Origin of the sequence: Streptomyces sp. NPDC097617 (assembly GCF_044761485.1) — a bacterium.
Classification (GTDB): domain Bacteria; phylum Actinomycetota; class Actinomycetes; order Streptomycetales; family Streptomycetaceae; genus Streptomyces.
The window spans coordinates 233,199-256,868 of the sequence record NZ_JBIWCL010000004.1; the positions used below are offsets into that span (position 1 = coordinate 233,199).

25 protein-coding genes and 1 pseudogene are annotated in these 23,670 nt (G+C 73.7%); 13 read left to right on the plus strand and 13 right to left on the minus strand.

Translation table 11 applies throughout. The features are described from left to right. Positions 1-105: 105 nt before the first annotated feature. Positions 106-1,428, plus strand: a pseudogene (locus ACIQZO_RS09885) (hypothetical protein). Between the two features lie 102 nt (positions 1,429-1,530). Here ACIQZO_RS09885 and ACIQZO_RS09890 read toward each other — a convergent pair. Next, the gene (locus ACIQZO_RS09890; RefSeq protein ID WP_403622771.1) at positions 1,531-3,000 is read right to left on the minus strand and encodes a glycosyltransferase 87 family protein; all 1,470 of its coding nucleotides are present in this window, start codon (positions 2,998-3,000) and stop codon (positions 1,531-1,533) included. 112 nt (positions 3,001-3,112) lie between these two features. On the opposite strand from ACIQZO_RS09890, the gene ACIQZO_RS09895 reads away from it, so the two are divergent. Together ACIQZO_RS09895 and ACIQZO_RS09900 are read left to right on the plus strand one after the other, a co-directional pair. After that, a complete protein-coding gene (locus ACIQZO_RS09895) occupies positions 3,113-4,255 on the plus strand; it encodes a molybdopterin-dependent oxidoreductase (RefSeq protein WP_403622773.1) in 1,143 nt (380 codons plus the stop codon). Then, positions 4,255-4,659: a hypothetical protein gene (locus ACIQZO_RS09900; protein WP_403622776.1), complete on the plus strand. Its 405-nt coding sequence runs from the start codon at positions 4,255-4,257 to the stop codon at positions 4,657-4,659. The genes ACIQZO_RS09895 and ACIQZO_RS09900 overlap by 1 nt, the downstream gene beginning before the upstream one ends. 72 nt (positions 4,660-4,731) lie before the next feature. Here the strand turns inward: ACIQZO_RS09900 and ACIQZO_RS09905 are convergent, their stop codons facing one another. From ACIQZO_RS09905 to ACIQZO_RS09915, 3 genes are read right to left on the minus strand one after another with little or no spacing between them, the layout of a single operon-like run. Then, positions 4,732-5,403 carry a methyltransferase domain-containing protein gene (locus tag ACIQZO_RS09905; RefSeq protein WP_403622779.1) on the minus strand — a complete coding sequence of 224 codons (672 nt, stop codon included), beginning with the start codon at positions 5,401-5,403 and terminating at the stop codon, positions 4,732-4,734. Continuing rightward, on the minus strand, positions 5,400-6,020 hold the full coding sequence (locus tag ACIQZO_RS09910) for a DUF2064 domain-containing protein (RefSeq protein ID WP_403622782.1): 621 nt from the start codon (positions 6,018-6,020) through the stop codon (positions 5,400-5,402). Before ACIQZO_RS09910 ends, ACIQZO_RS09905 begins: the two co-directional genes overlap by 4 nt. Continuing rightward, positions 6,017-6,733, minus strand: a complete 717-nt coding sequence (locus tag ACIQZO_RS09915) for a glycosyltransferase family 2 protein (RefSeq protein WP_403622784.1) — start codon at positions 6,731-6,733, stop codon at positions 6,017-6,019. Before ACIQZO_RS09915 ends, ACIQZO_RS09910 begins: the two co-directional genes overlap by 4 nt. 123 nt (positions 6,734-6,856) lie before the next feature. On the opposite strand from ACIQZO_RS09915, the gene ACIQZO_RS09920 reads away from it, so the two are divergent. Both ACIQZO_RS09920 and ACIQZO_RS09925 read left to right on the plus strand, forming a co-directional pair. Further along, positions 6,857-7,744 carry a response regulator transcription factor gene (locus ACIQZO_RS09920; RefSeq protein WP_403622787.1) on the plus strand — a complete coding sequence of 296 codons (888 nt, stop codon included), beginning with the start codon at positions 6,857-6,859 and terminating at the stop codon, positions 7,742-7,744. Next, a complete protein-coding gene (locus tag ACIQZO_RS09925) occupies positions 7,737-8,849 on the plus strand; it encodes a sensor histidine kinase (protein ID WP_403622790.1) in 1,113 nt (370 codons plus the stop codon). The genes ACIQZO_RS09920 and ACIQZO_RS09925 overlap by 8 nt, the downstream gene beginning before the upstream one ends. 89 nt (positions 8,850-8,938) lie before the next feature. Here the strand turns inward: ACIQZO_RS09925 and ACIQZO_RS09930 are convergent, their stop codons facing one another. Both ACIQZO_RS09930 and ACIQZO_RS09935 read right to left on the minus strand, forming a co-directional pair. Beyond that, positions 8,939-10,024 (minus strand): NAD-dependent epimerase/dehydratase family protein, encoded by a 1,086-nt coding sequence (locus ACIQZO_RS09930; RefSeq protein WP_403622793.1) that lies wholly within the window; start codon positions 10,022-10,024, stop codon positions 8,939-8,941. Positions 10,025-10,272: 248 nt separating this feature from the next. Then, positions 10,273-11,691 (minus strand): serine hydrolase domain-containing protein, encoded by a 1,419-nt coding sequence (locus ACIQZO_RS09935; protein WP_403622795.1) that lies wholly within the window; start codon positions 11,689-11,691, stop codon positions 10,273-10,275. Positions 11,692-11,994: 303 nt separating this feature from the next. Between ACIQZO_RS09935 and ACIQZO_RS09940 the strand changes: the two genes are divergently transcribed. Both ACIQZO_RS09940 and ACIQZO_RS09945 read left to right on the plus strand, forming a co-directional pair. Continuing rightward, positions 11,995-12,279 carry a DUF6400 family protein gene (locus tag ACIQZO_RS09940; RefSeq protein ID WP_403622798.1) on the plus strand — a complete coding sequence of 95 codons (285 nt, stop codon included), beginning with the start codon at positions 11,995-11,997 and terminating at the stop codon, positions 12,277-12,279. Next, positions 12,266-12,523, plus strand: coding sequence for a hypothetical protein (locus ACIQZO_RS09945; RefSeq protein WP_403622801.1), 258 nt, complete (start codon positions 12,266-12,268; stop codon positions 12,521-12,523). The genes ACIQZO_RS09940 and ACIQZO_RS09945 overlap by 14 nt, the downstream gene beginning before the upstream one ends. A 15-nt stretch (positions 12,524-12,538) precedes the next feature. Here ACIQZO_RS09945 and ACIQZO_RS09950 read toward each other — a convergent pair whose 3' ends face one another. From ACIQZO_RS09950 to ACIQZO_RS09960, 3 genes are all read right to left on the minus strand, one after another. Continuing rightward, positions 12,539-13,330, minus strand: a complete 792-nt coding sequence (locus tag ACIQZO_RS09950; protein WP_403622804.1) for a 3-hydroxybutyrate dehydrogenase — start codon at positions 13,328-13,330, stop codon at positions 12,539-12,541. 105 nt (positions 13,331-13,435) lie between these two features. Next, a complete protein-coding gene (locus ACIQZO_RS09955; protein WP_403622807.1) occupies positions 13,436-14,272 on the minus strand; it encodes a class I SAM-dependent methyltransferase in 837 nt (278 codons plus the stop codon). A gap of 64 nt (positions 14,273-14,336) precedes the next feature. Next, entirely contained in the window at positions 14,337-14,939 is a 603-nt protein-coding gene (locus tag ACIQZO_RS09960) for an ArsR/SmtB family transcription factor (RefSeq protein ID WP_403622810.1), read from the minus strand. Between the two features lie 119 nt (positions 14,940-15,058). Here ACIQZO_RS09960 and ACIQZO_RS09965 point away from each other — a divergent pair, with 119 nt between their 5' ends. After that, a complete protein-coding gene (locus tag ACIQZO_RS09965) occupies positions 15,059-16,006 on the plus strand; it encodes a DUF2218 domain-containing protein (RefSeq protein WP_403622813.1) in 948 nt (315 codons plus the stop codon). A 90-nt stretch (positions 16,007-16,096) separates the two neighbouring features. Here the strand turns inward: ACIQZO_RS09965 and ACIQZO_RS09970 are convergent, their stop codons facing one another. Then, positions 16,097-16,795 carry an HAD family hydrolase gene (locus ACIQZO_RS09970; protein WP_403622816.1) on the minus strand — a complete coding sequence of 233 codons (699 nt, stop codon included), beginning with the start codon at positions 16,793-16,795 and terminating at the stop codon, positions 16,097-16,099. A gap of 150 nt (positions 16,796-16,945) precedes the next feature. On the opposite strand from ACIQZO_RS09970, the gene ACIQZO_RS09975 reads away from it, so the two are divergent. Beyond that, positions 16,946-17,377, plus strand: coding sequence for a hypothetical protein (locus ACIQZO_RS09975; protein ID WP_403622819.1), 432 nt, complete (start codon positions 16,946-16,948; stop codon positions 17,375-17,377). Between the two features lie 143 nt (positions 17,378-17,520). On the opposite strand, the gene ACIQZO_RS09980 is transcribed toward ACIQZO_RS09975, so the two are convergent. After that, positions 17,521-18,927 (minus strand): Ig-like domain-containing protein, encoded by a 1,407-nt coding sequence (locus ACIQZO_RS09980; protein WP_403622822.1) that lies wholly within the window; start codon positions 18,925-18,927, stop codon positions 17,521-17,523. 219 nt (positions 18,928-19,146) lie between these two features. On the opposite strand from ACIQZO_RS09980, the gene ACIQZO_RS09985 reads away from it, so the two are divergent. The 3 genes from ACIQZO_RS09985 to ACIQZO_RS09995 all read left to right on the plus strand — a co-directional run bounded on the left by ACIQZO_RS09985 (position 19,147) and on the right by ACIQZO_RS09995 (position 21,471). Then, positions 19,147-19,653, plus strand: coding sequence for a GNAT family N-acetyltransferase (locus tag ACIQZO_RS09985; protein WP_403622825.1), 507 nt, complete (start codon positions 19,147-19,149; stop codon positions 19,651-19,653). Between the two features lie 95 nt (positions 19,654-19,748). After that, the gene (locus ACIQZO_RS09990; RefSeq protein ID WP_403622827.1) at positions 19,749-20,750 is read left to right on the plus strand and encodes an NAD-dependent epimerase/dehydratase family protein; all 1,002 of its coding nucleotides are present in this window, start codon (positions 19,749-19,751) and stop codon (positions 20,748-20,750) included. Between the two features lie 118 nt (positions 20,751-20,868). Next, the gene (locus ACIQZO_RS09995) at positions 20,869-21,471 is read left to right on the plus strand and encodes an excalibur calcium-binding domain-containing protein (RefSeq protein ID WP_403622830.1); all 603 of its coding nucleotides are present in this window, start codon (positions 20,869-20,871) and stop codon (positions 21,469-21,471) included. Between the two features lie 22 nt (positions 21,472-21,493). Here ACIQZO_RS09995 and ACIQZO_RS10000 read toward each other — a convergent pair whose 3' ends face one another. Further along, positions 21,494-22,159, minus strand: a complete 666-nt coding sequence (locus ACIQZO_RS10000) for a MerR family transcriptional regulator (RefSeq protein ID WP_403622833.1) — start codon at positions 22,157-22,159, stop codon at positions 21,494-21,496. A gap of 90 nt (positions 22,160-22,249) precedes the next feature. Between ACIQZO_RS10000 and ACIQZO_RS10005 the strand changes: the two genes are divergently transcribed. Next, entirely contained in the window at positions 22,250-22,768 is a 519-nt protein-coding gene (locus tag ACIQZO_RS10005) for a DUF4188 domain-containing protein (RefSeq protein WP_403622836.1), read from the plus strand. Between the two features lie 49 nt (positions 22,769-22,817). Here the strand turns inward: ACIQZO_RS10005 and ACIQZO_RS10010 are convergent, their stop codons facing one another. Next, positions 22,818-23,597, minus strand: a complete 780-nt coding sequence (locus ACIQZO_RS10010; protein WP_403622839.1) for a class I SAM-dependent methyltransferase — start codon at positions 23,595-23,597, stop codon at positions 22,818-22,820. Positions 23,598-23,670: the final 73 nt, after the last annotated feature.

Sequence of the window (23,670 nt, forward strand, 5' to 3'; positions counted from 1 at the left end):
TCCACTCTCAACTTATAGCGCGCAGGGGGGCTTGCGGCAAGGCCCCAGTCGTACCGCAGAATCGCTCGTAGAAGCCAGGACCTGCGAAAACGGGAGATCCACAGAGTGCGTTCCGCCGCTGACACGAACCCGCTGACCACCAGTGCGTTCCACCTTCCCGACCGCCTTCGGACCAAGGCCGACCCGGCACTGGTCGGCGCTGACGAGAAGCACTTCGCGGCCCTCGCGGAGAGCCTTGAGCAGACGATCGCCGAGCTGTCCGGCCGCCTGGGCGAGCTGCGCCGCGCGCCCGGCGGTCCGGGCCGGGAGGCGATGGACCGGGACGCGGAGATCCACCGGCTGACCGGCCGGCTGCGGGCCCTGCGCCGCTTCGGCCTGGACCTGTGCCTCGGACGCATCGTCAGTGCGGACGACCCGGAGCCCGTGTACATCGGACGGCTCGGCCTCAACGACGGCTCGGGGGCCGGCTGCTGATCGACTGGCGTTCGCCCGCGGCCGAGCCGTTCTTCGCCGCGACGCATGCCGCGCCGATGGGTCTGGCGAGCCGCCGCAGGTACCGCTGGACCCGCGGCCGGATCGGTGACTACTGGGACGAGGTGTTCACCGCCGACGGGTTCGAGGGGCACGCCGCGCTCGACGACCAGTCCGCCTTCATCGCCAGCCTGGGCGGCAGCCGGTCGCCGCGGATGCGTGATGTGCTCGGCACCATCGAGTCCGACCAGGACGCGATCATCCGCGCGGGTTCCCGGGGCGCGCTGGTCGTCGACGGCGGTCCGGGTACGGGCAAGACCGTGGTGGCGCTGCACCGTTGCGCCCACTTGCTCTACTCGGACGGGACCGTTCGCGCACATCGTCGTGGACGAGGCGCAGGAACTGACCGACGCGGAGTGGCAGATGCTGCTGCTGCGCTGCCCGTCCCGTAGCTTCACCATCGTCGGTGACCGCGCCCAGGCCAGGCACGGTTTCACCCAGTCGTGGCAGGAACGGCTGGAGCGGATCGGCTTCGACCGGATCAGCGTGGCCTCACTGAGCATCAACTACCGCACGCCCGAAGAGGTCATGGCGGAGGCCGAACCGGCCATCCGGGAAGCTCTTCCCGATGCCAACGTGCCGACTTCCGTCCGCAGCAGCGGTGTTCCCGTGGTCCACGGATCCGTCGCGGACCTGGACTCGATCCTCGACGGCTGGCTCGAGGCGCATGCCGACGGGGTGGCCTGCGTCATCAGTGCCCACGAGGGCGGGGTGAGCGGCTTGCGGGCGCGGCCCCGGGTCCGGTCGCTGACCCCAGGACTGTCGAAGGGACTGGAGTTCGACCTCGTCGTCCTGATCGACCCGGAGACCTTCGGCACCGGCATCGAGGGAGCGGTCGACCGCTACGTCGCGATGACCCGCGCGACGCGGCAACTCGTCCTCCTCACGCGTTCCTGACCCGGTCGAACAGACGCTGTCCGCCGCCGGCTGTCCCGGCGCGGACGAGGAGGTACAGCCGGTCGATCAGGTCCGCGGCCGGCAACGGTTGAGCCCTCGGCGTCACACCGGCCGAGGAGGGCCGTCGTCGCGCCCTCCCGGAGGTCCGGATCGGGCCCCGCACCGGCGTCGGATCGCGGCGACGGCGAGGACCAGGAGGACCGCGGCGCCGTAGGCGATCGCGCTCAGCGCCGACCGGTGGCCGAGGACGGGTGCGAGGAGGTAGACCGCCGCGCCCGCCAGGGCCGGGCCCAGCCACTCCCAGCGCCCGTCCAGGCCCACCAGGGCGATCAGGAGCAGGGCGTACCAGGAGTAGCCGGGGGTGAGGAGCACGAAGGCCCAGCCGGTGACCAGGAGCGCGCCGCTCCACGGGCGGCGCGGGTCGCCGCGCCACATCACGTACAGCGATACGCAGGTCATCGCGACGAGGAGCACCGGCAGCGCCCAGCTGTCCGGCAGGACGAGGCGGAGCAGGGCGTAGCGGGAGCCGGCGGAGGGGTCGTCGTAGCCCTCCTCGTCCACGTAGCCGCCCAGGTAGCCGAGGACCGAGCTGTGCGACAGGAGTACGTACGGCAGGTAGGCGAGCAGGACGAAGGCGGTGGCGGGTACCAGGACGGCGGCCGCGTCGCGGATCCGGCGCACCCCGGACAGGGCGCCGGGCATGACGACGGCGGGCATGAGTTTGGTGGCGATCGCAGCGCCCAGGACCAGGCCGCCGGCGGCCCGGCGGCCGGTGCCCCGCGCCGCGACGAGCCCGAGGCCGGTCACGGCGAGCAGCACGCCCAGTACGTCCACGTGCGCGTTGTTGACGGCCTCGATCGGTACGGCCGGACACCAGGCCCAGTAGGCGGCCCGGCGGAGGTCGCGGCCCCGGCGGCGAAGGATCAGCAGCAGTGCACCGGTCACGCCGAGGGAGAGCAGACCGGCTCCGATCTGGAGCGGCTTGTGCCGCGCGCCCTCCGGGGAGAGCCGGTCGACGGCGAGGAAGTACACCTCGGCGACGGGCGGGTAGATGGTGTGCACGGCGGGCCGGTTGATCCGGGTGCAGTGCGGGACGGGGCCGCCCGGGACGGCAGCCCGGTCCGGGCCGGCGCACGCGGCGCCGGTCGGGAAGAGCCAGGGGTCGCGCAGCCGGGCCACCGCCGGGTCCTGCGGGGCGTGGTCGTAGGGGGAGATGCCGGCGGACTGGACCCGCCCGTCCCAGGCGTAGCGGTAGGAATCGGTGCTGGTCCGGGGTGGTGCCACCAGCCCGGTCAGGGTGACGGCGAGCGCCCCGGCGACGAGCAGCGGCAGGACGTGGGCGGCCGGAACCCTGCGGAGCGCGAGGAGCGCGAGGGCGAACAGCGCCCAGCAGGCCGCGTACCGGCTGAACAGCCCGGCGGCGTCGGTGAAGTAGCCGTCGTGGCGGACGGTGAGGACGAGGGCGGCCGTCAGGACGGCGAGGGTCGCGGCGGTGAGGGCGGCGGGTCCTGCGGCAGCGGAAGCGGCGGCCGGGGCGGCGGGACGGTCGGCGGGGGCGGTACGCGGTTTCACGCCCGCAGCGTTCCAGCAACGGGCCCGGAAGGGGGGGCACAGCCCCGCATGTCCGCATTCCGTAAGGTGTTCCACCCACCCATCGGCGCACTGCCGGGGGTGTCATGGGCTCATGCGCCTCACTCGTTCCCACGGCCCGCCGATCACCTTCAGGGCGCGGCTGCACGACGCCCGTACCGCGACCGTCATCGGCCGCCTGCTCGGGCTCGCCGTCCTCGTCTGTTTCGCCACCGGTGTGTTCAGCCACTACCTCCAGCACCCGCCGACCTGGCTCGCCGACCGGCTGCCGAGCCGCCCGTACTGGGGCTACCGGCTCTCACAGGGGCTGCACGTGGCCTCCGGCATCGCCGCGATCCCGCTGCTCCTGGCCAAGCTGTGGGCCGTCTACCCGCGGCTCTTCGCGTGGCCGCCGGTGCGCTCCGTGCGACACGCTCTGGAACGCCTCTCGGTGGCCGTGCTGGTCGGCGCCGGAATCCTCGAGCTGTTCACCGGGCTGCTGAACACCTTCCAGTGGTACCCCTGGCCGTTCTCCTTCGTACCGGTGCACTACGCCCTCGCCTGGGTCCTGCTGGGCGCGCTGCTGCTGCACGTCGCCGTGCAATGGCCGCGGATCCGGGCGCACTTCACCCGCCGCTCCCCCGGCACCCTGGCCCTGCCCGAGGCCGACGGGCCGGACCGGCGGCAGCTGCTCGCGGCCGTCGCGGCGGGGGTCGGCGCCGTCACGCTGACCACCGTCGGACAGTCGGTCACCGCGCTCGGCCCGCTGGACCTGTTCGCCCCGCGCAGCCCGGCCCACGGGCCTCAGGGGCTGCCGGTGAACCGTACGGCCGCGGCGGCGCGCGTCACCGAAGCCTCGCTGGCCGAGTGGCGGCTCAGCGTGGCCGGGCCGCGTCCGTACAGCTTCACACTGGCCGAACTGCGCGCACTCCCGCAGCACGAGGTGATCCTGCCCATCGCCTGTGTGGAGGGCTGGAGCAAGTCCGCCCGGTGGACGGGCGTACGGGTACGGGACCTGCTGGAGCGCGCCGGAGCGGGCCCGGGCGCGCGCTGCCGGGTGGTCTCGCTGGAAGCGGCGGGCGCGTACCGGGTGATGGAAATGGGCCGCCTGTACACGCAGGACCCGCTCACCCTGCTGGCGCTGCGCCTCAACGGGGAGGTGCTGTCCCTGGACCACGGATACCCGGCGCGGATCATCGCTCCGAACCGGCCGGGCGTGCTCCAGACCAAATGGGTCGGCCGACTGGAGGTGGTGTGATGGCGTTCCGTTACGCGGTCGGCGGCTTCGGCCTGGCCGTGATGGCCTTCGGCGGCTTCCTGCTGGTGCGGGAGCCCGAGCCGTGGCGGATCGCCCTGTGGCTCGCGGGCGGACTCCTCGTGCACGACGGTCTCGTCGCCCCGCTGGTGATCGCGGTCGGGGCACTGGCCGCGGCGGCGGGTCTGCGGCTGCGCGGGGTCGCGCGCGGCGCGCTGATCGTGGCGGGTTCGCTCACGGTGATCGCCCTGCCGCCGCTCCTGCGCCCCGGCGGCGTGGCCAATGCGACGGTGCTGCCGCTGGACTACCTGCGCAACTGGCTGCTGGCGATGGCGGTCCTCGCCGCGCTCACGGCCGGATACCTCGCGGCGCGCGCCTGCGTACGGCGGGTGGCGCGGCGGCACTGACCGACGCATGCGGGAGGGGAGTTGACGCGGTCCGGCGTCAACTCCCCTCCTTGTGTTCCTTCCGTCCGGCGGTCAGCGCCGCAGGCCCACGAAGCTACGACCCGCTGCCTCCCAGGTCACGGCCCGGGACCAGCCGGCGTCCGCGGCCGCGGCGCACAGGGCCCGGGTACCGAGCCTGGCCCAGCGGAAGGGCGCCCCGCGGCCGCCGCGGCCGTCGTCGACGTGCACCTCGACGCGTTCGTCCACGTCCGCGGTGGCCACCTCGATCAGCAGGGAGCCGGGCGGCGCGGCGAGTCGGGCGGCGCGGCGGAGCAGGGCGGCCGGGTCGCCGCCGATGCCGATGTTGCCGTCGATGAGCAGGACCGTGCCCCAGCGGCCCTCGCCGGGCAGCGGATCGAAGACGGAGCGGCACAGGGCGCTGCCGCCCGCCCGTGTCGTACGGGCCACGGCCTCGGGGGTGACGTCCACGCCCAGCGCCCGCCGCCCGCGTGCGGCCAGGGTGGCGACGAGGCGCCCGGGGCCGCAGCCGATGTCCAGGACCGGCCCGGCACAGCGGTCGAGGACGCTCTCGTCCGCCTCGTCGGGTTCGGCGCACCAGCGCTCCACGTCCAGCGGGAGCAGCCAGCCGTCCGAGCGCCGCAGGAAGAGCGGGCCGCGGCCGGCGCGCAGCGCGTCGGCGTAGGGGTCGGCGCGCCAGGCAAGGGCGGATTCGGTGGGGGCGTGCTCGGTGAGCTGGGCGGTCATCGGGTCACCGCGCGGAGGCCGCAGTGCAGGGCGGCGAAGCGGGTACCGGGTACGGCGGCGGCGACCCGTGCCGCGTCGGCCGGGGTGTCCACGTCGCAGAGCTCGGGCAGGTCCCGTACCGCGCGCCCGGAGGCCGTCAGCCGGGCGCGCTGGGCCTCGCCGGTGGCCGGCAGGGACATGGGGACGCCGAGGAGCAGGGCCGGGTCGGGCTCGGCCAGGCCGAGCGCCCAGAACCCGCCGTCGTCGGCGGGGCCGAACCAGGCGTCCGTCTCGCCGAAGTCGAGCCCCCGCGCAAGGAGTTCCGGGGTGACCTGTGGGGTGTCCATGCCGATGAGCAGGGCCGGTCCGCCGGCCGCGGCGAAGGCCGCGGCCAGCCGGGCGTCGAGCCCGCCCGCGCACTGCGGGACGACCTCGATGCCGTCGGGCAGCCAGGGCCCGGGGGCGCCGTCGAGGACCAGGACGCGCCGCCGGGCCGGGGTGGCGAGTACGGCGGCCAGGGTGTCCTGGAGCGCGGCGCGGGCCAGGTCGGCGGCCTGCTCGGGGGTGAAGTGCGGGGTGAGGCGGGTCTTGACCCGGCCGGCGACGGGGGCCTTCGCGATGACGAGGAGGGTGCTCATGCGGAGATCCCCTCGGAGGGTGCGGAGCGGGTGCCCGGCGGCTCGGCGAGCACCTTGCGCATATCGCGTACGGCCTGCAAGGTGCCCCGCCCGGTCCCGGTGACCTTGGACTTCCCTGAGCGCGGCAGGTACGGGACATCGGTCTCGGCGACACGCCAGCCGGCGTCGGCGGCCCGGACGACCATCTGGAGCGGGTAGCCGCTGCGCCGGTCGGTCAGGTCCAGGCCGAGCAGTGCCTCGCGGCGCGCCACCCGCATCGGTCCGAGGTCGTGCAGCCGCAGTCCGGTGCGGCGGCGCAGCATCCGCGACAGTGCCAGGTTCCCGGCACGGGCGTGCACGGGCCAGGCGCCGCGCCCCTGCGGGCGGCGGCGGCCGAGCAGCAGGTCGGCCTCTCCGGCGGCGACCCGCACCGCCATGGCGGCGAGCAGCCCGGGGTCCATGGAGGCGTCGCAGTCGCAGAAGCAGACGAGGTCGGCGCGGGCCGCGAGGAGCCCCGCGTGGCAGGCGGCGCCGAAGCCGCGCCGGCTCTCGTGCACGACGGTGGCGCCCAGGCTCCGGGCGATCTCCGCCGAGCCGTCGGTCGATCCGTTGTCGACGACGATGGGCCGCCACCCGGCCGGCACACGCGCCAGCACCCAGGGAAGCGCCTGCGCCTCGTCGAGGCACGGCAGTACGAGGTCCGCGCGGGGCGGAGCACAAGCTGAGGAAGTCACCCTCCACACCGTAGGAATCGAAGGGGCGGAAAAGGGGCCCGCAGACCTTACGAAACGCGGACGCCGTCCCCCACGGGCAGGTCCGCGCCCCACACGGGGCCGCACGGATGACAGCCTGGGGTCATGGCAGTGAGCGATATGGACCGTGCGAACGAGGAGCCCCGCGCCGACGGGCCCGGCACCGGGCGGGGCGGTGCCCTGGGCACCGTTCTGGTCGTGGACGACGACCCGACCGTCTCGGAGGTCGTGGCCGGGTACCTGGAGCGGGCCGGATTCGCGGTGCGCCTGGCAGCGGACGGCCCGGCCGGCCTGCGCGCCGCCGAGGAGCACCGTCCCGACCTGATGGTCCTCGACCTGATGCTCCCCGGTATGGACGGGCTGGAGGTCTGCCGCCGACTGCGCGCGCGCGAGAACGGCTCCGGGGGGAACAGCGCCGGGGCGAACGGCTCAGGAGCGAACGGCGCCGGGGAGAGCGGCGGCCGGCCCGTCCCGGTGATCATGCTCACCGCCCGCGGTGACGAGGACGACCGGATCCTGGGCCTGGAGGTGGGCGCGGACGACTACGTGACCAAGCCGTTCAGCCCGCGGGAGCTCGTCCTGCGGGTGCGCTCGGTGCTCCGCCGGGCGCAGGCCGGCACCCCGGCCGGTGCCCCGGAGGCCGGTCCGCGCCTGACGGTGGCGGGCCTGACGCTGGACCCGGCGGCCCGCCGGGTCCACAAGGAGGGCCGGGAGCTCGCGCTCACCCTGCGGGAGTTCGACCTCCTCGCCTATTTCCTGCGGCACCCCGGCCAGGTCTGCGACCGGGAGCGGCTGATGCGTGAGGTCTGGGGCTGGGATTTCGGCGACCTGTCGACGGTCACCGTGCACGTGCGGCGGCTGCGCGGGAAGATCGAGGACGATCCGGGCAGCCCGCAACTGATCCAGACGGTCTGGGGCGCCGGATACCGCTTCGAGGCGGCGCCGGAGACCGGGACCGCTCCGGCCGTACGAGCGGAGGACGGACATGCGTGACTTTCTGCTGATCGCCCTGTACGCCCTGCTCGGCGCGGGCGCCGCCGGACTGCTCGGGGCGGTGGCCCTGCGGATACTGCGCCGACGCAGCGTCGCCATCTCCCTCGCGATCGTCGCCGCCGTCGCCGTGACCGCGATGCTCGCCGGGACGCTGACGGTGGCCTGGGCGATGTTCCTGTCCTCGCACGACCTGGCCGTGGTGACCACGGTCGTCGCGACGGCCGCGGCCGTCTCGATGGCCACCGCGCTGCTGCTGGGCCGCCAGGTCGTCCGGCGCTGCCGGGAACTCGTCGCCGCGGCCCGGGTCTTCGGGGAGGAGGGCACCTTCGCGGCGCCGGTGGTGCCCGCCCCCGCCGAGCTCACGGCGCTGAGCCGCGAGCTGGCCCTCACCAGCGAACGGCTGGCCGCCTCCCGTGAGCGCGAGCGGGCCCTGGAGGCCTCGCGGCGCGAGCTGGTGGCCTGGATCTCGCACGATCTGCGCACCCCGCTGGCGGGGCTGCGCGCCATGTCGGAGGCGCTGGAGGACGGCATGGCCGCCGATCCCGCCCGCTACCACCGGCAGATCCGCACCGAGGTCGACCGCCTCAACTCCATGGTCGGCGACCTGTTCGAGCTCTCCCGCATCCACGCGGGCGCGCTGTCCCTCACCCTCACCAGGATGTCCCTGCACGATCTGGTGGGCGACGCCCTCGCCGGCACCGACGCGCTCGCGCGCGAGCACGGCGTACGGCTGGTCGGCGAGGGAGTCGCCTCGCTGCCGGTGGAGGTGGACGGCAAGGAGATGACCCGGGTGCTCTCGAACCTCCTGGTCAACGCCATCCGCCACACGCCGGCCGACGGTACGGTCGCGATCGCCGCCGAGCGCCGGGCCGACTCCGTGGTGCTCTCGGTCACCGACGCCTGCGGAGGCATCCCCGAGGAGGACCTCCCGCGCGTGTTCGACACGGGCTGGCGCGGCACCCCGGCCCGCACCCCTCCTTCGGGCGCGGGCCTGGGCCTGGCGATCGTCCGGGGCATCGTCGAGGCCCACGCGGGGCACGCGCACGTCCGCAATGTCGCCGGCGGCTGCCGCTTCGAACTGACCCTGCCGGCGGCCGCCGGCTAGCCCGTCCCACGGAGTGCGGCGGCGCCCTCCGGCGCCGCCGTCGGCCCGCGCCGGTGGCGTCGGGGACCGGCCGCGTGCACGGACACGGTCTACCCCGCCGACCTCGGCCAGCTGACCAGGATGCCCCCGCCGGGCTCCCCGGACTCCCCGGACTCGGAGCAGGGCTCGGTGTGCGCACCTGCCGCGAGCTCGGCCATGCCCGCGCCGAAGGGAACCGCCGGGCGCCAGCCCAGCTCGTCCCGCAGGCGCGCCGAGTCGGCGGTGATGTGGCGGACGTCGCCGAGGCGGTACTCGCCGGTGACGACCGGGGCCGGGCCGCCACAGGCCACCGCGAGGGCCTCGGCCATGTCGCCGACGGTCCTCGGGTCGCCGCTGCCCACGTTGTAGGCGGTGAAGCCCGCGGGCCCGCCGGCCGCGTGCGCCCCGGACAGGGCCTCCAGCGCCACCGCGTTGGCCGCGGCCACATCCCGTACGTGGACGAAGTCCCGACGCTGGCCGCCGTCCTCGAACACGCGCGGCGCCTCGCCCCGCGCGAGCGAGGACCGGAAGAGCGCGGCCACCCCGGCGTACGGGGTGTCCCGGGGCATCCCCGGCCCGTAGACGTTGTGGTAGCGCAGCGAGACGACCTGCCCGCCGGTCGCCCGGGCCCACGAGGACGCGAGGTGCTCCTGGGCGAGCTTGGTCGTGGCGTAGACGTTGCGCGGGTCCATCGGGGCGTCCTCCGCGACCAGCCCCGGGGCCAGTTCGGCGCCGCAGAGCGGGCAGCGCGGCTCGTACCGCCCCGCCTTCAGGTCGGCTTCGTCGCGCGGGCCGGGCCGCACCGCGCCGTGGACGGGGCACTCGTAGCGTCCCTCGCCGTAGACGACCATCGATCCGGCGAGCAACAGCTTCGGCACCCGTGCCCGCGCCATCTCGGCCAGCAGCACCGCAGTGCCCAGGTCGTTGGCCGACACGTAGCCGGGCGCGTCACCGAAGTCCTTGCCCAGCCCCACTCTGGCCGCCTGGTGGCAGACCGCCCGCACACCCTCCAACGCCTGGGCCACGGCGTCCGGGTCCCGTACGTCCCGCCCGTCCTGCGCCAGGTCGAAGACCACCGGCTCGTGCCCGCGGGCGATCAGCTCGGCGACGATGTGCGAGCCGATGAAGCCCGCGCCTCCAGTCACAAGTACACGCATGCCCCGACGCTATGCCGCGGACGGTCCCGCGACGCGTTCGCCGGACCGCATGTCACTGATCCGTAAGACCTCGATGTCCGCGGATCCGCGGGCGGGAGCAGTCCCCTTGCGGACTGTTCGGCCGTGCCGAGCGCCATCGGGACGGCACCGAGCTCACCGTCTCGTCCACGTCGAGGACAAGCGGAGCTGAGGGCGCCGTCCGGCCGGACGTTCCCCCGGGGCGGTCGGCCGGACGTTCCCGGGCCCGGTCAGCGAATGGGGCCCGACAGCGGTCCGGGGAGCGCCGGCATGGTCGGGGGCAGTACGCGGAGAGTGCCCGGGGCCTCGGACGACGGGGCCGGGGCCGAAGGGGCCTCGGTCGGCGGGGTACCGGCGGAGCGGTTCTTCCCGGCCGCGTCCGGCGGCCTCGGCGCCGCGGTGCCGCAGAGGGACTGGTCGCGGTAGTCCCTCATCGCGGCGTCGGCCGGGTGCGGGTCGAAGGCCGTGCCGCTCTCGTTGAGGCGCTGGTACTTCATCAGGTTGTACCCGATGGCGAACTGGCGCTTGCCGTCCGGGCTGGACAGGGCCCAGGTGCCGGCGCCGAAGACTCCCCCGTCGTGGCCCCAGGCCGGGCCGCACGGCGTGTCCAGGGTGTAGATGCCGAGGCCGTAGCGCATGGCCACGGCCCCCGTCTCGTCCTTGACATCGACGGTGGTGCGCATCTGGTCCAGCTGGCGGCGCGGCAGGAGGTCGCCGCCCAGCAGGGCGCGGTAGAAGGTGTTGAGGTCCTGCGGGGTGGAGACGAGCGCTCCGGCGGTGCCGGCCCAGGTCATGTTGTAGTCGCTGTAGTCGCGCGGCGGGTCGATGATCCCGTAAAAGCTCTCGTACATACGGGCGTGGGCGCCGCGGATGCGCGGGTCGGTGCCCGGGAAGTAGGTGTCGCGCAGACCCGCGCGCCGGATCACGTCGTGGGTGATCAGCCGCTCCGGGTCCTGGCCGGTCACCTTGCGGAGCACCTCGCCCAGCAGCAGGTAGTTGGTGTTGGAGTAGGACCAGTCGGTGCCGGGCTCGAACAGCTGCGGCCGGGCCACCCCGAAGCCGATCAGCTCGGCGGGCCGGATCGTGCGGTACCGGTGGTCGTCCAGGCTCTCCGTGGTCCCCTTCAGGAGGGAGGGGAAGGCGTCCGCGATGTAGTCGTGGATGCCGCTGGTGTGGTTGAGCAGCATGCGTACGGTCACCGTGCGGCCGCGCTCGCCCGGCAGCAGCTCGGGCACGTAGTCGCCGACGGGCCGGTCGAGGTCCACCCGGCCCTTCGCGGACTGCTGGAGGACGGCGACGGCGGTGAAGGTCTTGGTGACGCTGCCGACCCGGTGCCGGAGGTCGGGGCGGACCGTGCGCCCGGTCGCGACGTCGGCGAGGCCCGCGGCGCCGTCGAAGCGCTCGCGGCCGTCGCGGACCGCTGAGTAGACGCCGTACACCCCCGCCTGCTGGATCGCGTTCAGCCCCGTCTGCAGCCGGGTCCGGTCGAGGTGCCGGCCGGCGGCCGGTCCGTAGGCGGTCGGCGTCTCGGCGCTCGCGGCGCCGGCGGCCGGTGCGAGGCCCGCGAGCAGGGCTATCGCTACGGCCGTGACCGAGGCGGCGCGACGCAGTCGTGGTGCGGTTCGGTCGGCGGAACGGGTGTGGGGCACGGCGCCTCCTCGTCGATGGCCCGGTGGGGCCCGGCGATCTTGGTCACTCTCCATTCTTCGCGCCGACCCGCACGGCGACCTCCTCCGCCAGAACGAACCGGGCATCAACCTCCAGACCGAGAAGCACCTTGACAGGCCATTACATTTGTCACATCGCCCGCGGCCCGCCCGACCGCACCCTGCCGGGTCCGCCACCCGCGCCCTCCCCGCCCCCGCCGGAGCCCGCGGCGCCCCGGTCCGCGGGCTGTGACTCCGCCCACCCTCCCTTGACCAGGGAAGGAAGGGTTGCCTAACTTTGATGGCATGGCCCCCCACGACCCCACCCCTCCCTCCGACGCCTCCGGTATCCCCGACGCGTCCGAGCTGGTCGATTTCACCGTCGACCTCACCTCGCAGGAGGTGCTCCGGCGCGCCCAGGTGATGGCGGCCCTCGGCCCGGACTGGGATCCGGTGGAGGTGCTCCTCGGCGAGGAGGCCGCCTACGACCTCCTGTACTCCGGGCTCGACGCCGACCAGCAGCGCGTCTACGACGACCTGGTCGCGGCCGGTGTGCTGCCCGCCCGCGGAGACGGCCGTGCTGCCGCTTGACCCGCAGGCCGATCCCGGGCGCCGCGCCTGGGTGGCCTGTCCGAAGTGCGAGGACGCGCGCGGCTGCGACCCCTGCGAGCAGCGGCGTACGTGCTCCGCCCACTGGCGCTACCTGCTCACGACTACCGGCAGCCTGCTCCACCTCCAGTGCCCCGGGTGCACGCACGTCTGGGTGCACGAGAGCGGCTTCGGAGCCACCCGCTCCCTGTGGCACCGCGTCTCGGGCGCCCTGCCCGGTTTCTGAGCGCCACGGCCGCGCTCAGGCGGCGCTCCAGCCACCGTCCAGGGGGATCGAAGCGCCCGTGACGTAGCCGGTGTGCGGGCCGCACAGCCACAGGACGGTGGCGGCGACCTCCTCCGGCTCGATCAGCCGCTTGACCGCGGAGCGGCTCAGCAGCACCTCGGAGACCACCTGCCCGGCGTCGATGCCGTGTGCGGCGGCCTGGGCCTCGATCTGCCGCTCCACCAGCGGGGTGCGGACATAGCCGGGGTTCACACAGTTGCTGGTGACCCCGTGCGGGGCGCCCTCGACCGCGGTCACTTTGCTCAGCCCTTCGAGGCCGTGCTTCGCGGTCACGTAGCCGGCCTTGTACGCGCTGGCCCGCAGCCCGTGCACGCTGGAGATGTTCACGACGTGGCCCCAGCCCCCGCCGCACATGTGCGGCAGGGCTCTGCGGATCAGCAGGAACGGCGCGTGCACCATCACGCGCTGCATGAGCGCGAACCGGTCCGGGGGGAAATCGGCCAGCGGGGCGACGTGCTGGAGCCCGGCGTTGTTGACCAGGACGTCGATGTCGGCCGGCAGCTCCTCGACGGCCTCGGCGCGGGCCAGGTCCACGACGTGCGCCCGCCCGCCGATCGCCTGCGCGACGGACTTCGCCGCGGCGGCGTCCATGTCCACCACGTGCACCAGGGCCCCGGCCGCGGCGAGCGCCGTGGCGCAGGCCCGCCCTATGCCGCTGCCGGCGCCGGTCACCAGGGCGGTACGGCCCGCCAGGTCGACTCCGGCGGCTGCTGTCCCGTGGGGCACGGGAGGGAATCCGCTTGTCATGCCCGCAATCATCCGGGACGGCGGTGGGCGGCTCCCATGTGCGTGACCGCCACAGTCGGGCCGGGGGGTGTGTCGGCCGCCGCCAGGGGCTCCGCCGGGGAAGACCTAGTGCGTGGCCGGCGAGTCCGCACGCAGGGAGTACAGGACGGGCAGGTGGGAGTCCCCGAACGGCAACCGGTACCGGCCGTCCTCGCCCCGGACCAGGATGCCGCGGGGGTCGAACTCGGCGTCGACGTGCTCGCCGAGGTGTTTGATCGTGAGGCCCGCGGTCGCGGCCGCCGTGACGATCTCGCCGATCGAGTACGGGTACTGCACGGTTTCCTGGGCGGGCAGACTCAGGGCCGGGTCGGCGTAGGTGCCGGTGACCGTTTCACGGTGGGGTTCGCCCCCGCCGTAGGGCCAGTCGACGAGGAGCGGCTCCAGGGTGGCGACCGCCTGGCAGGCCGGGTGCAGATCCACCAGGACCAAACGTCCGCCGGGTCGCAGGGCCGTCGCCGCGCCGCGCATCCAGGCGTCGAGGTCGGCGATCCAGCACAGGACCCCGTACGTGGCGACGACGAGGTCGAAGCCGCCGGCCAGGTTCGCGGGCAGGCGCTGGGTGTCGGCTTCGACGAAGGTCGCGGGCAGGCCCGTCCGCTCGGCCAGCAGGCGGGCCCGTTCGATCGCGATCGGTGAGAAGTCGACACCCGTGACCCGGGCTCCGAGCCGCGCCCAGTTCAGCGTGTCCATGCCGAAGTGGCAGTGGAGGTGCAGCAGGTCGAGCCCGGTCACGTCCCCCGCGAGCCCGCGTTCGAGCGAGCGCAGGGTCTGGCGTCCGGCGACGAACCCCTCGACGTCGTAGAACAGGTCGGTGGGGGCGGAGCCGTGCACGGTGGCCCACACGTCCCACAGGGCGCGATTGAGCGCGAGTCCGTCGTTCGTGCCGGGCCTGGTCTCGGTCATGGGCCCGAGGATGCCACACCGCGCGAGCGGCGACCGATGGTCCCGGCCGACCGTGGCAGGGGGTTCATGAGCCCTCGTCCGTCGGAAGGTTGGGCACGTCGGCCCGGAAGAGGCTGACCAGCAGTCCGTACGGCTCTCCGTGCGCGAGGTCCGCCGGATACGGCTCGGCGGCCATCGCGCGCAGGCGGGCCTCCAGCGCGTGCGCCTCGACATCGGTGAGCCACAGGTGACGCAGTACGGTGTGCGAGGCCTGGTCGGGCCGGCTGGGCAGCATCTCGCCGAGCGCGGCGTTGATCAGGAACTCCGGCCCGACCGCCGCGTCCTGGTGCAGTTTGAAGCCATGGCTGACCAGCGCGAAGTACTGCTCGGTACCACCGCGCACCTGTCGGGTCTCGGACAGTCGGACCAGTCCCGCCTCGCGCAGCACGCGCACGTGGTAGCCGATGGTGCCCTTGCTCATCCCGAGCACTTCGGCGAGCTGGCGCAGCGTCGCCGGACGCTGGCGCAGCACGTTGACCATGCGGTGGCGCACCGGGTGCCCGAGAGCCTTGAACTGCTCGGGCGAGCGCAGCACGAGGTGTCCCTGCTCGTCGCGGGGTTGCTCGTCCTCGCGTGGTTCGTCCTGGTGGGCATCGCTCCCGTTCGCGGGCGGCCGCTCTTCTGCCATGAGTCGAAGTGTCCACGAAATTAAACACTTTTGACAACTCCTTCCCGCCGACCCCAGAATCCCCCTCAATGAAGTGGCGAGGATTCTCGTCGCTTGATCCGAGAGCCCCAAGGAGCCCGATGCCGCTCGCCACAGCTCGTGTCGTCACCACCCGCCCCGCCCGCTACATCAAGCAGCTCGTCTCGCACATGGGCCACAAGGCCACCACCACCCTCACCCCGGACGGACGCGGGGTGATCACCTTGACCGCCGGGAGTTGCAGTCTCACCCCCACCCCGGACCGGCTGGAGCTGACCGCCACCGCGGTCGATGCCGAGTCGCTGGCCAGGGTCCAGGACGTCGTCACCCGCCACCTGGTGGGCTTCGCCACCCAGGAGGAACTCTCCGTCGAGTGGTCCGCCCCGGTCGACGGCGGCGCGCTGGAGCCCGTCCACCCCGTCGTCGACGAGTACCTGCTGGGCCACCACACGCCGGCCGACGCCGTCCTCGGCGAGCTGGCCGCCGCCACCCGCGAGGCCACCTCCGGCGCCGCGCGCATGCAGATCTCCGCCGACGAGGGCACCCTGCTCACGATGCTGACCCGGCTGACCGGTGCCCGCTTCGCGGTCGAGGTCGGCGTCTTCACGGGCTACTCGACCCTCTGCATCGCCCGCGGCCTGGCCGACGGAGGCCGGCTGCTCGCCTGCGATGTCAGCGAGGAGTGGACCGCGATCGGCAAGCCGTACTGGGAGCGTGCGGGCGTCGCCGACCGGATCGACCTGCGCATCGCTCCCGCGCTGGACACCCTGCGCGCGCTCGACGACGAGCCGGTCATCGACATCGCGTTCATCGACGCCGACAAGCACAACTACCCCGCCTACTACGAGGAGATCGTGCGCCGGCTGCGACCGGGTGGGCTGGTGGTGCTGGACAACGTGTTCCTCGGCGGCCGCGTCCTCGATCCGGCCTACCAGGAGGAGCACCACCTGGCGATGCGCCACCTGAACGAACTGATCACGCTCGACGAGCGGGTGGACGCGGTGATGCTCCCGGTGCGCGACGGGGTGACCATCGCCCGGCGCCGCTGATGTGCGGCGGCCGACGCCCCGCCGGATCCAGGCCCCGCGCTCCGTACCCCGCGCGCCACGCCCGTCATGGGGGTACGGGCGCTGCGCGCGCTACGCGGGCGCGAGCAGCTGCAGGAGCGGGGACAGGCCGGCGGGCCGCCGGTCGACCGGGAGGTGGTCGACGAAGTGCACCGGGCAGCCGAGCGCCCCGGCGCCGCCGTCCGCGCGGCGGTCGTCCCCGACCATCAGCACATCGGCGGGAGCCAGGCCGAGCCGGTCGCACGCGGCCCGGAAGATCACCGGGTCGGGCTTCTGGGTGCCCAGCTCGAAGGAGAGCACGTAGGCGTCGACCAGCTCGTCGAGGCCGTGCGCGCGGAAGACGGGCCGCAGGTCCCAGCCGATGTTGCTGACCACCGCCACCGGGAGCCCCCGTCGGCGCAGTTCGCGCAGGACCGGTGCGGTGTCCGGGTACGGACGCCAGGCGGCGGGGGCCATGTGACGGTGGTAGAGGGCCTCGGCCAGCTCCGGATCCGTGATGCCCGCCGCCCGGGTCAGCCCGCCGTAGGCCGCCCGGTGCTGATCGGCGCTGATGTCCCGCTGGCCCCAGAGGGCTTCGAGGTGCTCGGGCATGTGGTGGGGCGATGGCCCACCGGGCAGTGCGCCGTACTCGGTGAGCCGCCGCACCGTCTCGCCGGAATCCTCCTCGGTCAGTGCGTTACCGGTCTCGGCGAGGGCGGCGTCGAGCCACTCCGCGGTCGACTCGACGCGCAGCAGCGTGCCTGAGAAGTCGAACATCACTCCTGCGATCATGCGGTGATCGTAGGTCAGATACTGAGGGTGTCCAAGACGGTCCCGCTCGGGAGCAGTCGCGGTGCACGGAGAACCCGCAGGTGCGGGCCCGCGCTCGCCGTTGACCAACGGTGAGGGAAAGACATGGCCGGATCAGGAGGAGGAGACGCCTTGCAGACGCCTTTGATGGGCCTGCTCCTGCTCATCAGCGTGGCGGCAGTGCCGGCGTGCATCGTGGTGATCGTCCTCATGCTGAGGAACCCGCCCCGATCGCCGTCCAGGATCAGTGCGGCCCTCGCCCTGCTCCTCGGCTTCCCGTCCACGGCCCTGTACAGCTACGGCTGGTTCTCCGTCACCCTCGGGGGGCCGTTCCCGGAGCTGTGCGAGGACGGGAACGCGTCCGGCGCGCAGTTGACGGGCCTGGAGCAGGACCACTGGCCCCTTCGCAACGCCTGCATCTACTCCGACGGCTCGACGGTGGAGCACGTCTCCATGTCGATCAACGTGTGCGTCTCCGTACTGGCCGGTCTTGCCGTCGCCCTGGCCTGCGCCGCCGTGTTCCCGTACCGGCGGGCACGGCACGTTCCCGAAGAGACCTCATGACCATCGAATTTCGCGAATGTCGAGGAGCCCAGGCGCATCAAGGCAGCGAAGACCCCGGCCCAGAGCCAGAGGGCCTGAGACCGGGCGAACCACCCTGGCCGGGAGCGGACGCCCGCTCCCGGCCGCCGGGGCGGGCACTGCGGTCAGGTCGTCGGGTGCAGCCTGGACGGGGTGCTCATTGAACTCGCCGGGCCGCTGTCGACGGTGGCCAGCGCGCTGCCGGAGAGCCACGTCCGCCAGTCCACGTTCCAGTCGCCGAAGCCGTTGTCGAAGGGGGCCATCTTCTCTCCGCCGCTGTTGACCACCTCCACGATGTCGCCCTCGCGGACGGTCTCGAAGAACCAGGCGGCGTCCTCGGTGCTCATGCCCGTGCAGCCGTGGCTGACGTTCTCCTCTCCCTGCGACTCGACCGACCAGGGCGCGGCGTGGATGTACTCGCCGCTCCAGGTCACCCGGGTCGCGTACGAGACGGGCAGGTCGTAGAACTCGCTGGTACCGCGCTTGATGCCGACGGTGTCGCCGCGCATCCGGACCTTGGGTTCCTTGCCCAGCACGACCTTGATGCCGCTGCGCGTCCTGAAGCCCTCCTTCCCGGTGGTGACCGGGATCGTCCTGATGACCCGTCCGTTGCGGCGTACGGTCATCCGGTGGGTGGCGGAGTCGGTGACGGCCTCGATCCGGTCGGCGATCGTGAACTGCACCTCGTCGGAGGGGCCGCCGTAGTCGTGGTCCCCGACCTCGACCCCGTCGAGGCCGCTGCGGACGCGGACGACGGTGTGGGCGGGCCAGTACGTACGCGGCCTGAAGTGCAGGGTCGATTCGTCGACCCAGTGCCAGGCGCCCTCGACATGCGGCTCCGAGGTCACCTGCAGGGCCCGCTCCAGCCGGGCGCGGGCCGGGAGGTCGCCGGCGGGCACCGGGCGGCTGAGACCGGCCGTCACGATCTCTCCCGCGCCGTACGTGCCCGGGAGCGGCCCGAATTCGACCGTCAGCCTGCCCCCGTCCACGGGTGGCGCGGTCCGGAACGCCATGGTCACGCCGACCGGGATCCCGGCCGCGTCCTGGGCGCCGACCTGCACGGTGTAGGTCTCCCCCGCCCGCAGCGGCTCGCGGTTGAGCCAGCGCCCGCTGTCCGGGGTGAGCCCACCGGCCAGGTGGCGGCCGCGCCCGTCGCGTACGGTCACGTCCGTGAGGCGGCCGGCGTCGGCGACGGCGATCTGGAGCGGCCCGCCGGAGTCCGTCGGGAGCACCTGCACCCGCGCGGCCTGCACCGTGCCGCCGAGGGAAGGCTCCTCCAGTACGGAACCCATTCCACGCGCGGTGGCCCGTACCCGCTGCTCCTGCCAGCCGTTGCACAGTCCGGGCCGGACCGTGCGCACCGCACAGGGCCCCTCGTCGGACTCGCGGCCCTCGTCCAGCACCCTCCCGACCAGCAGGGTGACCGCGGCCTCGCGCGGGGCGCCCGCGGGGGTCCCCTCCGCGGTGTCCGGATCGGGGGCCCGGCCCGGTGCTGCGGCGACGACCAGCATGGCCCCCGTCACCGCAGCCACGGCGCCCCACGCCTTGATCGGTTGTCTCCGTCGCATTCGTGGCATAGCCGTATCAAACCGACGTGGCGCCAAAATGATGATCATGCCTGCGCCGCTGCGGCCGAACGGGCACCGAAGAGAACTCGGACGGAGCACAGAATCAGCCTCCGGGCGGGCGGGGAATGGACGCGTGCCCGATACTCGGGTGCCCTCGAGCGGGCCTGCCGCGACAATGCGGCCATGGCTATCCGCTCAGCACGGCCGGACGAACTGACCCTCCTCCAGGACATCGAGAGGGCGGCCGGGCGCTGCTTCCGGGACATCGGCATGCCGGAGATCGCCGACGACGAGCCGCTGACGCTCGACGAGCTGGCCCCCTACCAACAGGCCGGCCTGGCCTGGGTGTCGGTCGACGGTGCCGACACCCCCGGGGCCTACCTGATCGCCGAGTACGTCGAGGGCAACCTGCACGTCGAGCAGGTGTCCGTCCATCCGGACCGGGCGCGTCGCGGGCTCGGCCACGGCCTGCTGGAGCACCTGGCGGAGTTCGCGGTGCGCGGGGGCGTGCCCGCACTGACCCTGACCACCTTCACCGAGGTCCCGTGGAACGCCCCGTACTACGTGCGCTGCGGTTTCCGGCTCCTGGACGATGCCGGGCTGACCCCCGGGCTGCGGGAGATCCGCGACCGCGAGGCGGCGCACGGCCTGGACCGCTGGCCCCGCGTCTGCATGCGGCGGGACCTGTGACGATCGCGCCGGGCGCTCCCGCGGCCGCCGGTCCTCCTCTTCGCCGAGCGCGAACCGGGATCGCCGGCGGGTCCTCGGTGTGCTGAGGTGGCCCGATGGATGTTCTTGTGCTGGGCGGTACCGCGTGGTTGGGGCGTGAGATCACGCGGCAGGCGCTGGAGCGGGGCCACACGGTGACCTGCCTGGCGCGCGGCGAGAGCGGCGCCGTCGCCCCGGGGGCACGGCTGGTGACGGCCGATCGGAGCGAGGAGTCCGCCTACGCGGAGCTGCTCGGGCGGGACTGGGACGCCGTGCTGGAGGTGTCCTGGCAGCCGGCCTTCGTCCGCGACGCGCTCGCGGCCCTCGCGGAACGGGCCCGGCACTGGACCTACGTCTCCTCCGTCAGCGCCTACGCCGACCACGGCACGCCCGGCGCCGACGAGTCGGCCGCGCTCCTGGCGCCCACGCGGGGCCAGTACGTGGGGCGGGAGGAGTACGGCGAGGCCAAGGTCGCCTGCGAGGAGGTCACGCGCGCCGCGGTGGGGGACCGGCTCGTCGTGGCCCGGGCCGGCCTGATCGGCGGGCCGGGCGACGGCAGCGGGCGTTCGGGCTACTGGGTCGCGCGCTGTGCCCGCGAGGGGGACCGGCCCCTGCTCGTCCCTCGCTCACCCGGCCTGCCGACCCAGGCGATCGACGTGCGCGATCTGGCGGGCTGGCTGCTGGACCTCGCGCGGGAGGGCGCGAGCGGGACCTTCGACGCCGTCGGGCCGGTCGTTTCCTTCGACGACTGGGTCGGCCTGTCGCGGCAGGTGGCCGGGCATACCGGTCCGGTGGCGCAGGCGGACCCGCGTTGGCTCCTCGACCAGGGGGTCGCGCCGTTCATGGGCCCCGAGTCGATGGCCATGTGGATGCCCGATCCGCAGTGGGCCGGTTTCTCGGCCCGCAGCGGGGCGGCGGCGCGCGCGGCCGGGCTGAGCCACCGCCCGCGCACCCGGATGCTGGAGGACCTCCTGCGATGGGAACGCGCCGAGGGCCTGGAGCGCCCCCGCCGGGCCGGGCTGAGCACCGCCCGCGAGCACGAGCTGCTCACCGCGCTCGGCGATGCGCCGATGTCCTGACGTCCTGACGTCCTGACGCACGATCGGGTGGCCTGATTTCCCTATTCCACATGGCTGGATCCTGTTGGTGCGCTTAACTGGGCGCCCGCTCCTCTTCCATGTCCATGGCAGGAGACCCGTGTATCCGCAACCGCACCCGCAGCCTCCGCAGCCGCAGCCCTTTCCCCCGGCCGACCCCCGGCAGCCGCGCTGGCAACCGGCGTTGGCAGTCCCGGCGGTCGTCATCGCCACGCTCCTCGTGCCGCCGGTGGGCGCCGCCCTGGCCTTCCTCGCCCGCTGGGGCAGGACCGGCCGGGTCGTGACGGTCGCGCTCGCCTCGATCTGGTTCGTCGTTCTGGTCGGCGCCACCTCTGACCCGAAGACCCAGCCCGCGGCCGCCCAACCGCAGCCCGCGCCGACGGTCACGGTCACGGTGACGGCCGCCGCCCCGGCCGCGGTCGCCGCCGCGCCGAGCCCCAGCCCCTCCCCCACCACCCCCGCTCCCACGCCCAGTTCCGCGCCTCCCCCCACGCCCGCCGCCCAGCCGGAAGCCGGCCCCGCACCGGCGAGCAGCCCGAAGAGCGAGGAGCCCGACAACTCCTCCTCGTCCGGCGGCGGTGGCAGCGCGTACTACAAGAACTGCGCGGCGGCCAGGGCTGCCGACGCGGCACCGGTCCACCGCGGTGACCCCGGTTACGGCCGCCACCTCGACCGCGACGGCGACGGCGTCGCCTGCGAGTAGGGCCGGGCGGACCGGCGCCATCTCACAGCAGCCCGTACCGCCGGGCCGACTCCTCCTCCTGGGCCAGCCGGTGCAGCGCGTTCAGCACCGGCCGGAACAGGATGGTCGCCGCCACGGCGGTCTCGACCTGCTCCGCCTCCGAGGGGTGGGTCTCCACGAAGTCCAGGTCCCGTACGGCCACTTGGTGCATCAGCTCCGCGTACGGGGCCAAGAGCGCGGCATCCCAGGGATAGCCGAGCCGCATCAGCGAGGCCACCGCCGCCACGAGCGAACGGTGCACCGGCGAGAGCTCGCCCACCTCCCGGGCGGTGGACCAGCCCAGGGTCCGCAGGAGCAGGTCCACCTCGGCGCGCGCGGCGGCCGCGGCCTCGTCCTCACCCTCGCCCTCGTCCTGGCCGTCGGCCGGTTCGGGCTCCCGGGGCAGTGCCCACAGGGCCGCCCCCAGGCGGATCGTCCGGCCCAGGGACTCGTCGTCGACGTGCCCGAGCACCTCCCGTACCGTCGCCACCGGCACCCGGCCGACCTGGATCATCGCGCGCACCAGCCGAAGCCTGCGCAGATGGCCCTCGTCGTAGTCAGCGGTGGTCGCGCTGACGCGGTGGCCGGGCGGCAACAGGCCTTCGCGCAGGTAGTACTTGATCGTGGCGATGGCCACACCGCTCCGCTCACTCAGTTCTGCGAGCCGCACTCTCTTGAACCTTCCCTTGGCGAGTGCCACTATCCAATCATGTGACGGTTGGACAGCGGAGCTATCCAACAAGGCGATCGGGAGGCCGTCGTGTTCGCGAAACCCTTACCGGGCCGTACCACCGCAGCCGCCGAGGGGGACGTCGTCGTCCTCCTCATCGGCATGCGCATCAACCACTTCTGGGCCCCCCACCACTGGCTGCCCGTGGCCTTGGCGATGCCCCGCATGCTCCGGGAGCTCGCCAAGGACCCCGCCCGGGGGCTGATCGGCCACGTCCTGCTCACCGCCTCGCCCCGCACGTACTACGTGGTCCAGTACTGGGAGTCCAAGGAGAAGCTCTACGCGTACGCCGCGGCCCCGGACATGCTCCACCACAAGGCCTGGTCGATCATCAACCGCAAGGACCGCGCGGGGAAGCTGCGCCGCCACGTGGGCCTGTGGCACGAGTCGTACATCGTCCCCGAAGGCTCGTACGAGGCCATCTACTTCGACATGCCGCCCTTCGGGCTGGCCGCGGCCACCGGGGTACTGCCCCTGGAGAGCCGCGGCCGACGCGCCGCCGACCGCTTGGCGCACCGCGGTCCCGCGGCCACCGAGCCCGATCACTGAGCCGGCGCCCGGGCCGGGGCCCCGGCCCGGGCTCGGGTCAGGGCTCGGGTCAGCGCCGCGGCCTGGTCGCGATCGCGGCCGCGACGGTGACGGTCCGGGTGTAGGTACCGCCGGGGTCATGGTCCAGCAGGGCGCGGCGCAGCTCGGACTCGAAGGCGTCCCTCCGGTCGCCGAACAGGGCCGGAGGGGAGCAGGCCCGGGAGAACTCCAGGCCGACCAACTGGTCCAGGGTGCAGCGCGTGGACCGCGCCCACGTGGTGATCTCCACACGGGAGAACACCGACTTGGCGAGACGGTCCGCCAAGTCCTGGATCTCGTGCCCCGGTTCGATCGCGGCACGCGCCGCGCCGTGGTCCGGGCCGAGGAAGCGCTCGCGCACCTCGTCGACGACGGCCGGCCAGGGCTCCGCCAGCGAGGTGACCACGGCGATCCCGCCGCGCGGTGCGAGCATGCCGTCCAGGTCGGCCGGCACCTGTGCCCGGTCCATCCGGTGGAAGGCGCCGCCGATGACGCACAGGTCGATCCGGGGCAGGCACAGCCGGCCGATGCCTGCGGCGTCACCGCGCAGCCAGGAGATGTTCGTACGCCCGGACTCCGCCGCGAGCCTGCCTCCTTCGGCGAGCATGGCCGGCTCCGGATCGACGGCGTACACGTGCTCGACCAGCGGAGCCAGCGGCAGGGAGAGCGTGCCCGGCCCGGCGCCGAGGTCCAGCACGGTCCGGGACCCGTCGAGCGCGAACCGGTCCGCGAGGAGCGCGTGGAGCTCCGCCGGGTACGGGGGCCGGTAGCGGGCGTAGTACGGGGCGGCGGACGCGTACGGGGTGCTCATGGGGGTCCTCCCGGGCCGGGGCTGCATCCGCCGATCGTGGGGCACAACCCGGCCCCCGGAAGCGCCCTGGCCC

Excerpts from the sequence above, each read along its gene's own strand:
- ACIQZO_RS09895 (WP_403622773.1), top strand. The coding sequence starts at position 3,113 with ATGCGCCTCACTCGTTCCCACGGCCCGCCGATCACCTTCAGGGCGCGG.
- ACIQZO_RS09900 (WP_403622776.1), top strand. The coding sequence starts at position 4,255 with ATGGCGTTCCGTTACGCGGTCGGCGGCTTCGGCCTGGCCGTGATGGCC.
- ACIQZO_RS09905 (WP_403622779.1), bottom strand. The coding sequence starts at position 5,403 with ATGACCGCCCAGCTCACCGAGCACGCCCCCACCGAATCCGCCCTTGCC.
- ACIQZO_RS09910 (WP_403622782.1), bottom strand. The coding sequence starts at position 6,020 with ATGAGCACCCTCCTCGTCATCGCGAAGGCCCCCGTCGCCGGCCGGGTC.
- ACIQZO_RS09920 (WP_403622787.1), top strand. The coding sequence starts at position 6,857 with ATGGCAGTGAGCGATATGGACCGTGCGAACGAGGAGCCCCGCGCCGAC.
- ACIQZO_RS09925 (WP_403622790.1), top strand. The coding sequence starts at position 7,737 with ATGCGTGACTTTCTGCTGATCGCCCTGTACGCCCTGCTCGGCGCGGGC.
- ACIQZO_RS09930 (WP_403622793.1), bottom strand. The coding sequence starts at position 10,024 with ATGCGTGTACTTGTGACTGGAGGCGCGGGCTTCATCGGCTCGCACATC.
- ACIQZO_RS09940 (WP_403622798.1), top strand. The coding sequence starts at position 11,995 with ATGGCCCCCCACGACCCCACCCCTCCCTCCGACGCCTCCGGTATCCCC.
- ACIQZO_RS09950 (WP_403622804.1), bottom strand. The coding sequence starts at position 13,330 with ATGACAAGCGGATTCCCTCCCGTGCCCCACGGGACAGCAGCCGCCGGA.
- ACIQZO_RS09955 (WP_403622807.1), bottom strand. The coding sequence starts at position 14,272 with ATGACCGAGACCAGGCCCGGCACGAACGACGGACTCGCGCTCAATCGC.
- ACIQZO_RS09960 (WP_403622810.1), bottom strand. The coding sequence starts at position 14,939 with ATGGCAGAAGAGCGGCCGCCCGCGAACGGGAGCGATGCCCACCAGGAC.
- ACIQZO_RS09965 (WP_403622813.1), top strand. The coding sequence starts at position 15,059 with ATGCCGCTCGCCACAGCTCGTGTCGTCACCACCCGCCCCGCCCGCTAC.
- ACIQZO_RS09970 (WP_403622816.1), bottom strand. The coding sequence starts at position 16,795 with ATGATCGCAGGAGTGATGTTCGACTTCTCAGGCACGCTGCTGCGCGTC.
- ACIQZO_RS09985 (WP_403622825.1), top strand. The coding sequence starts at position 19,147 with ATGGCTATCCGCTCAGCACGGCCGGACGAACTGACCCTCCTCCAGGAC.
- ACIQZO_RS09990 (WP_403622827.1), top strand. The coding sequence starts at position 19,749 with ATGGATGTTCTTGTGCTGGGCGGTACCGCGTGGTTGGGGCGTGAGATC.
- ACIQZO_RS10010 (WP_403622839.1), bottom strand. The coding sequence starts at position 23,597 with ATGAGCACCCCGTACGCGTCCGCCGCCCCGTACTACGCCCGCTACCGG.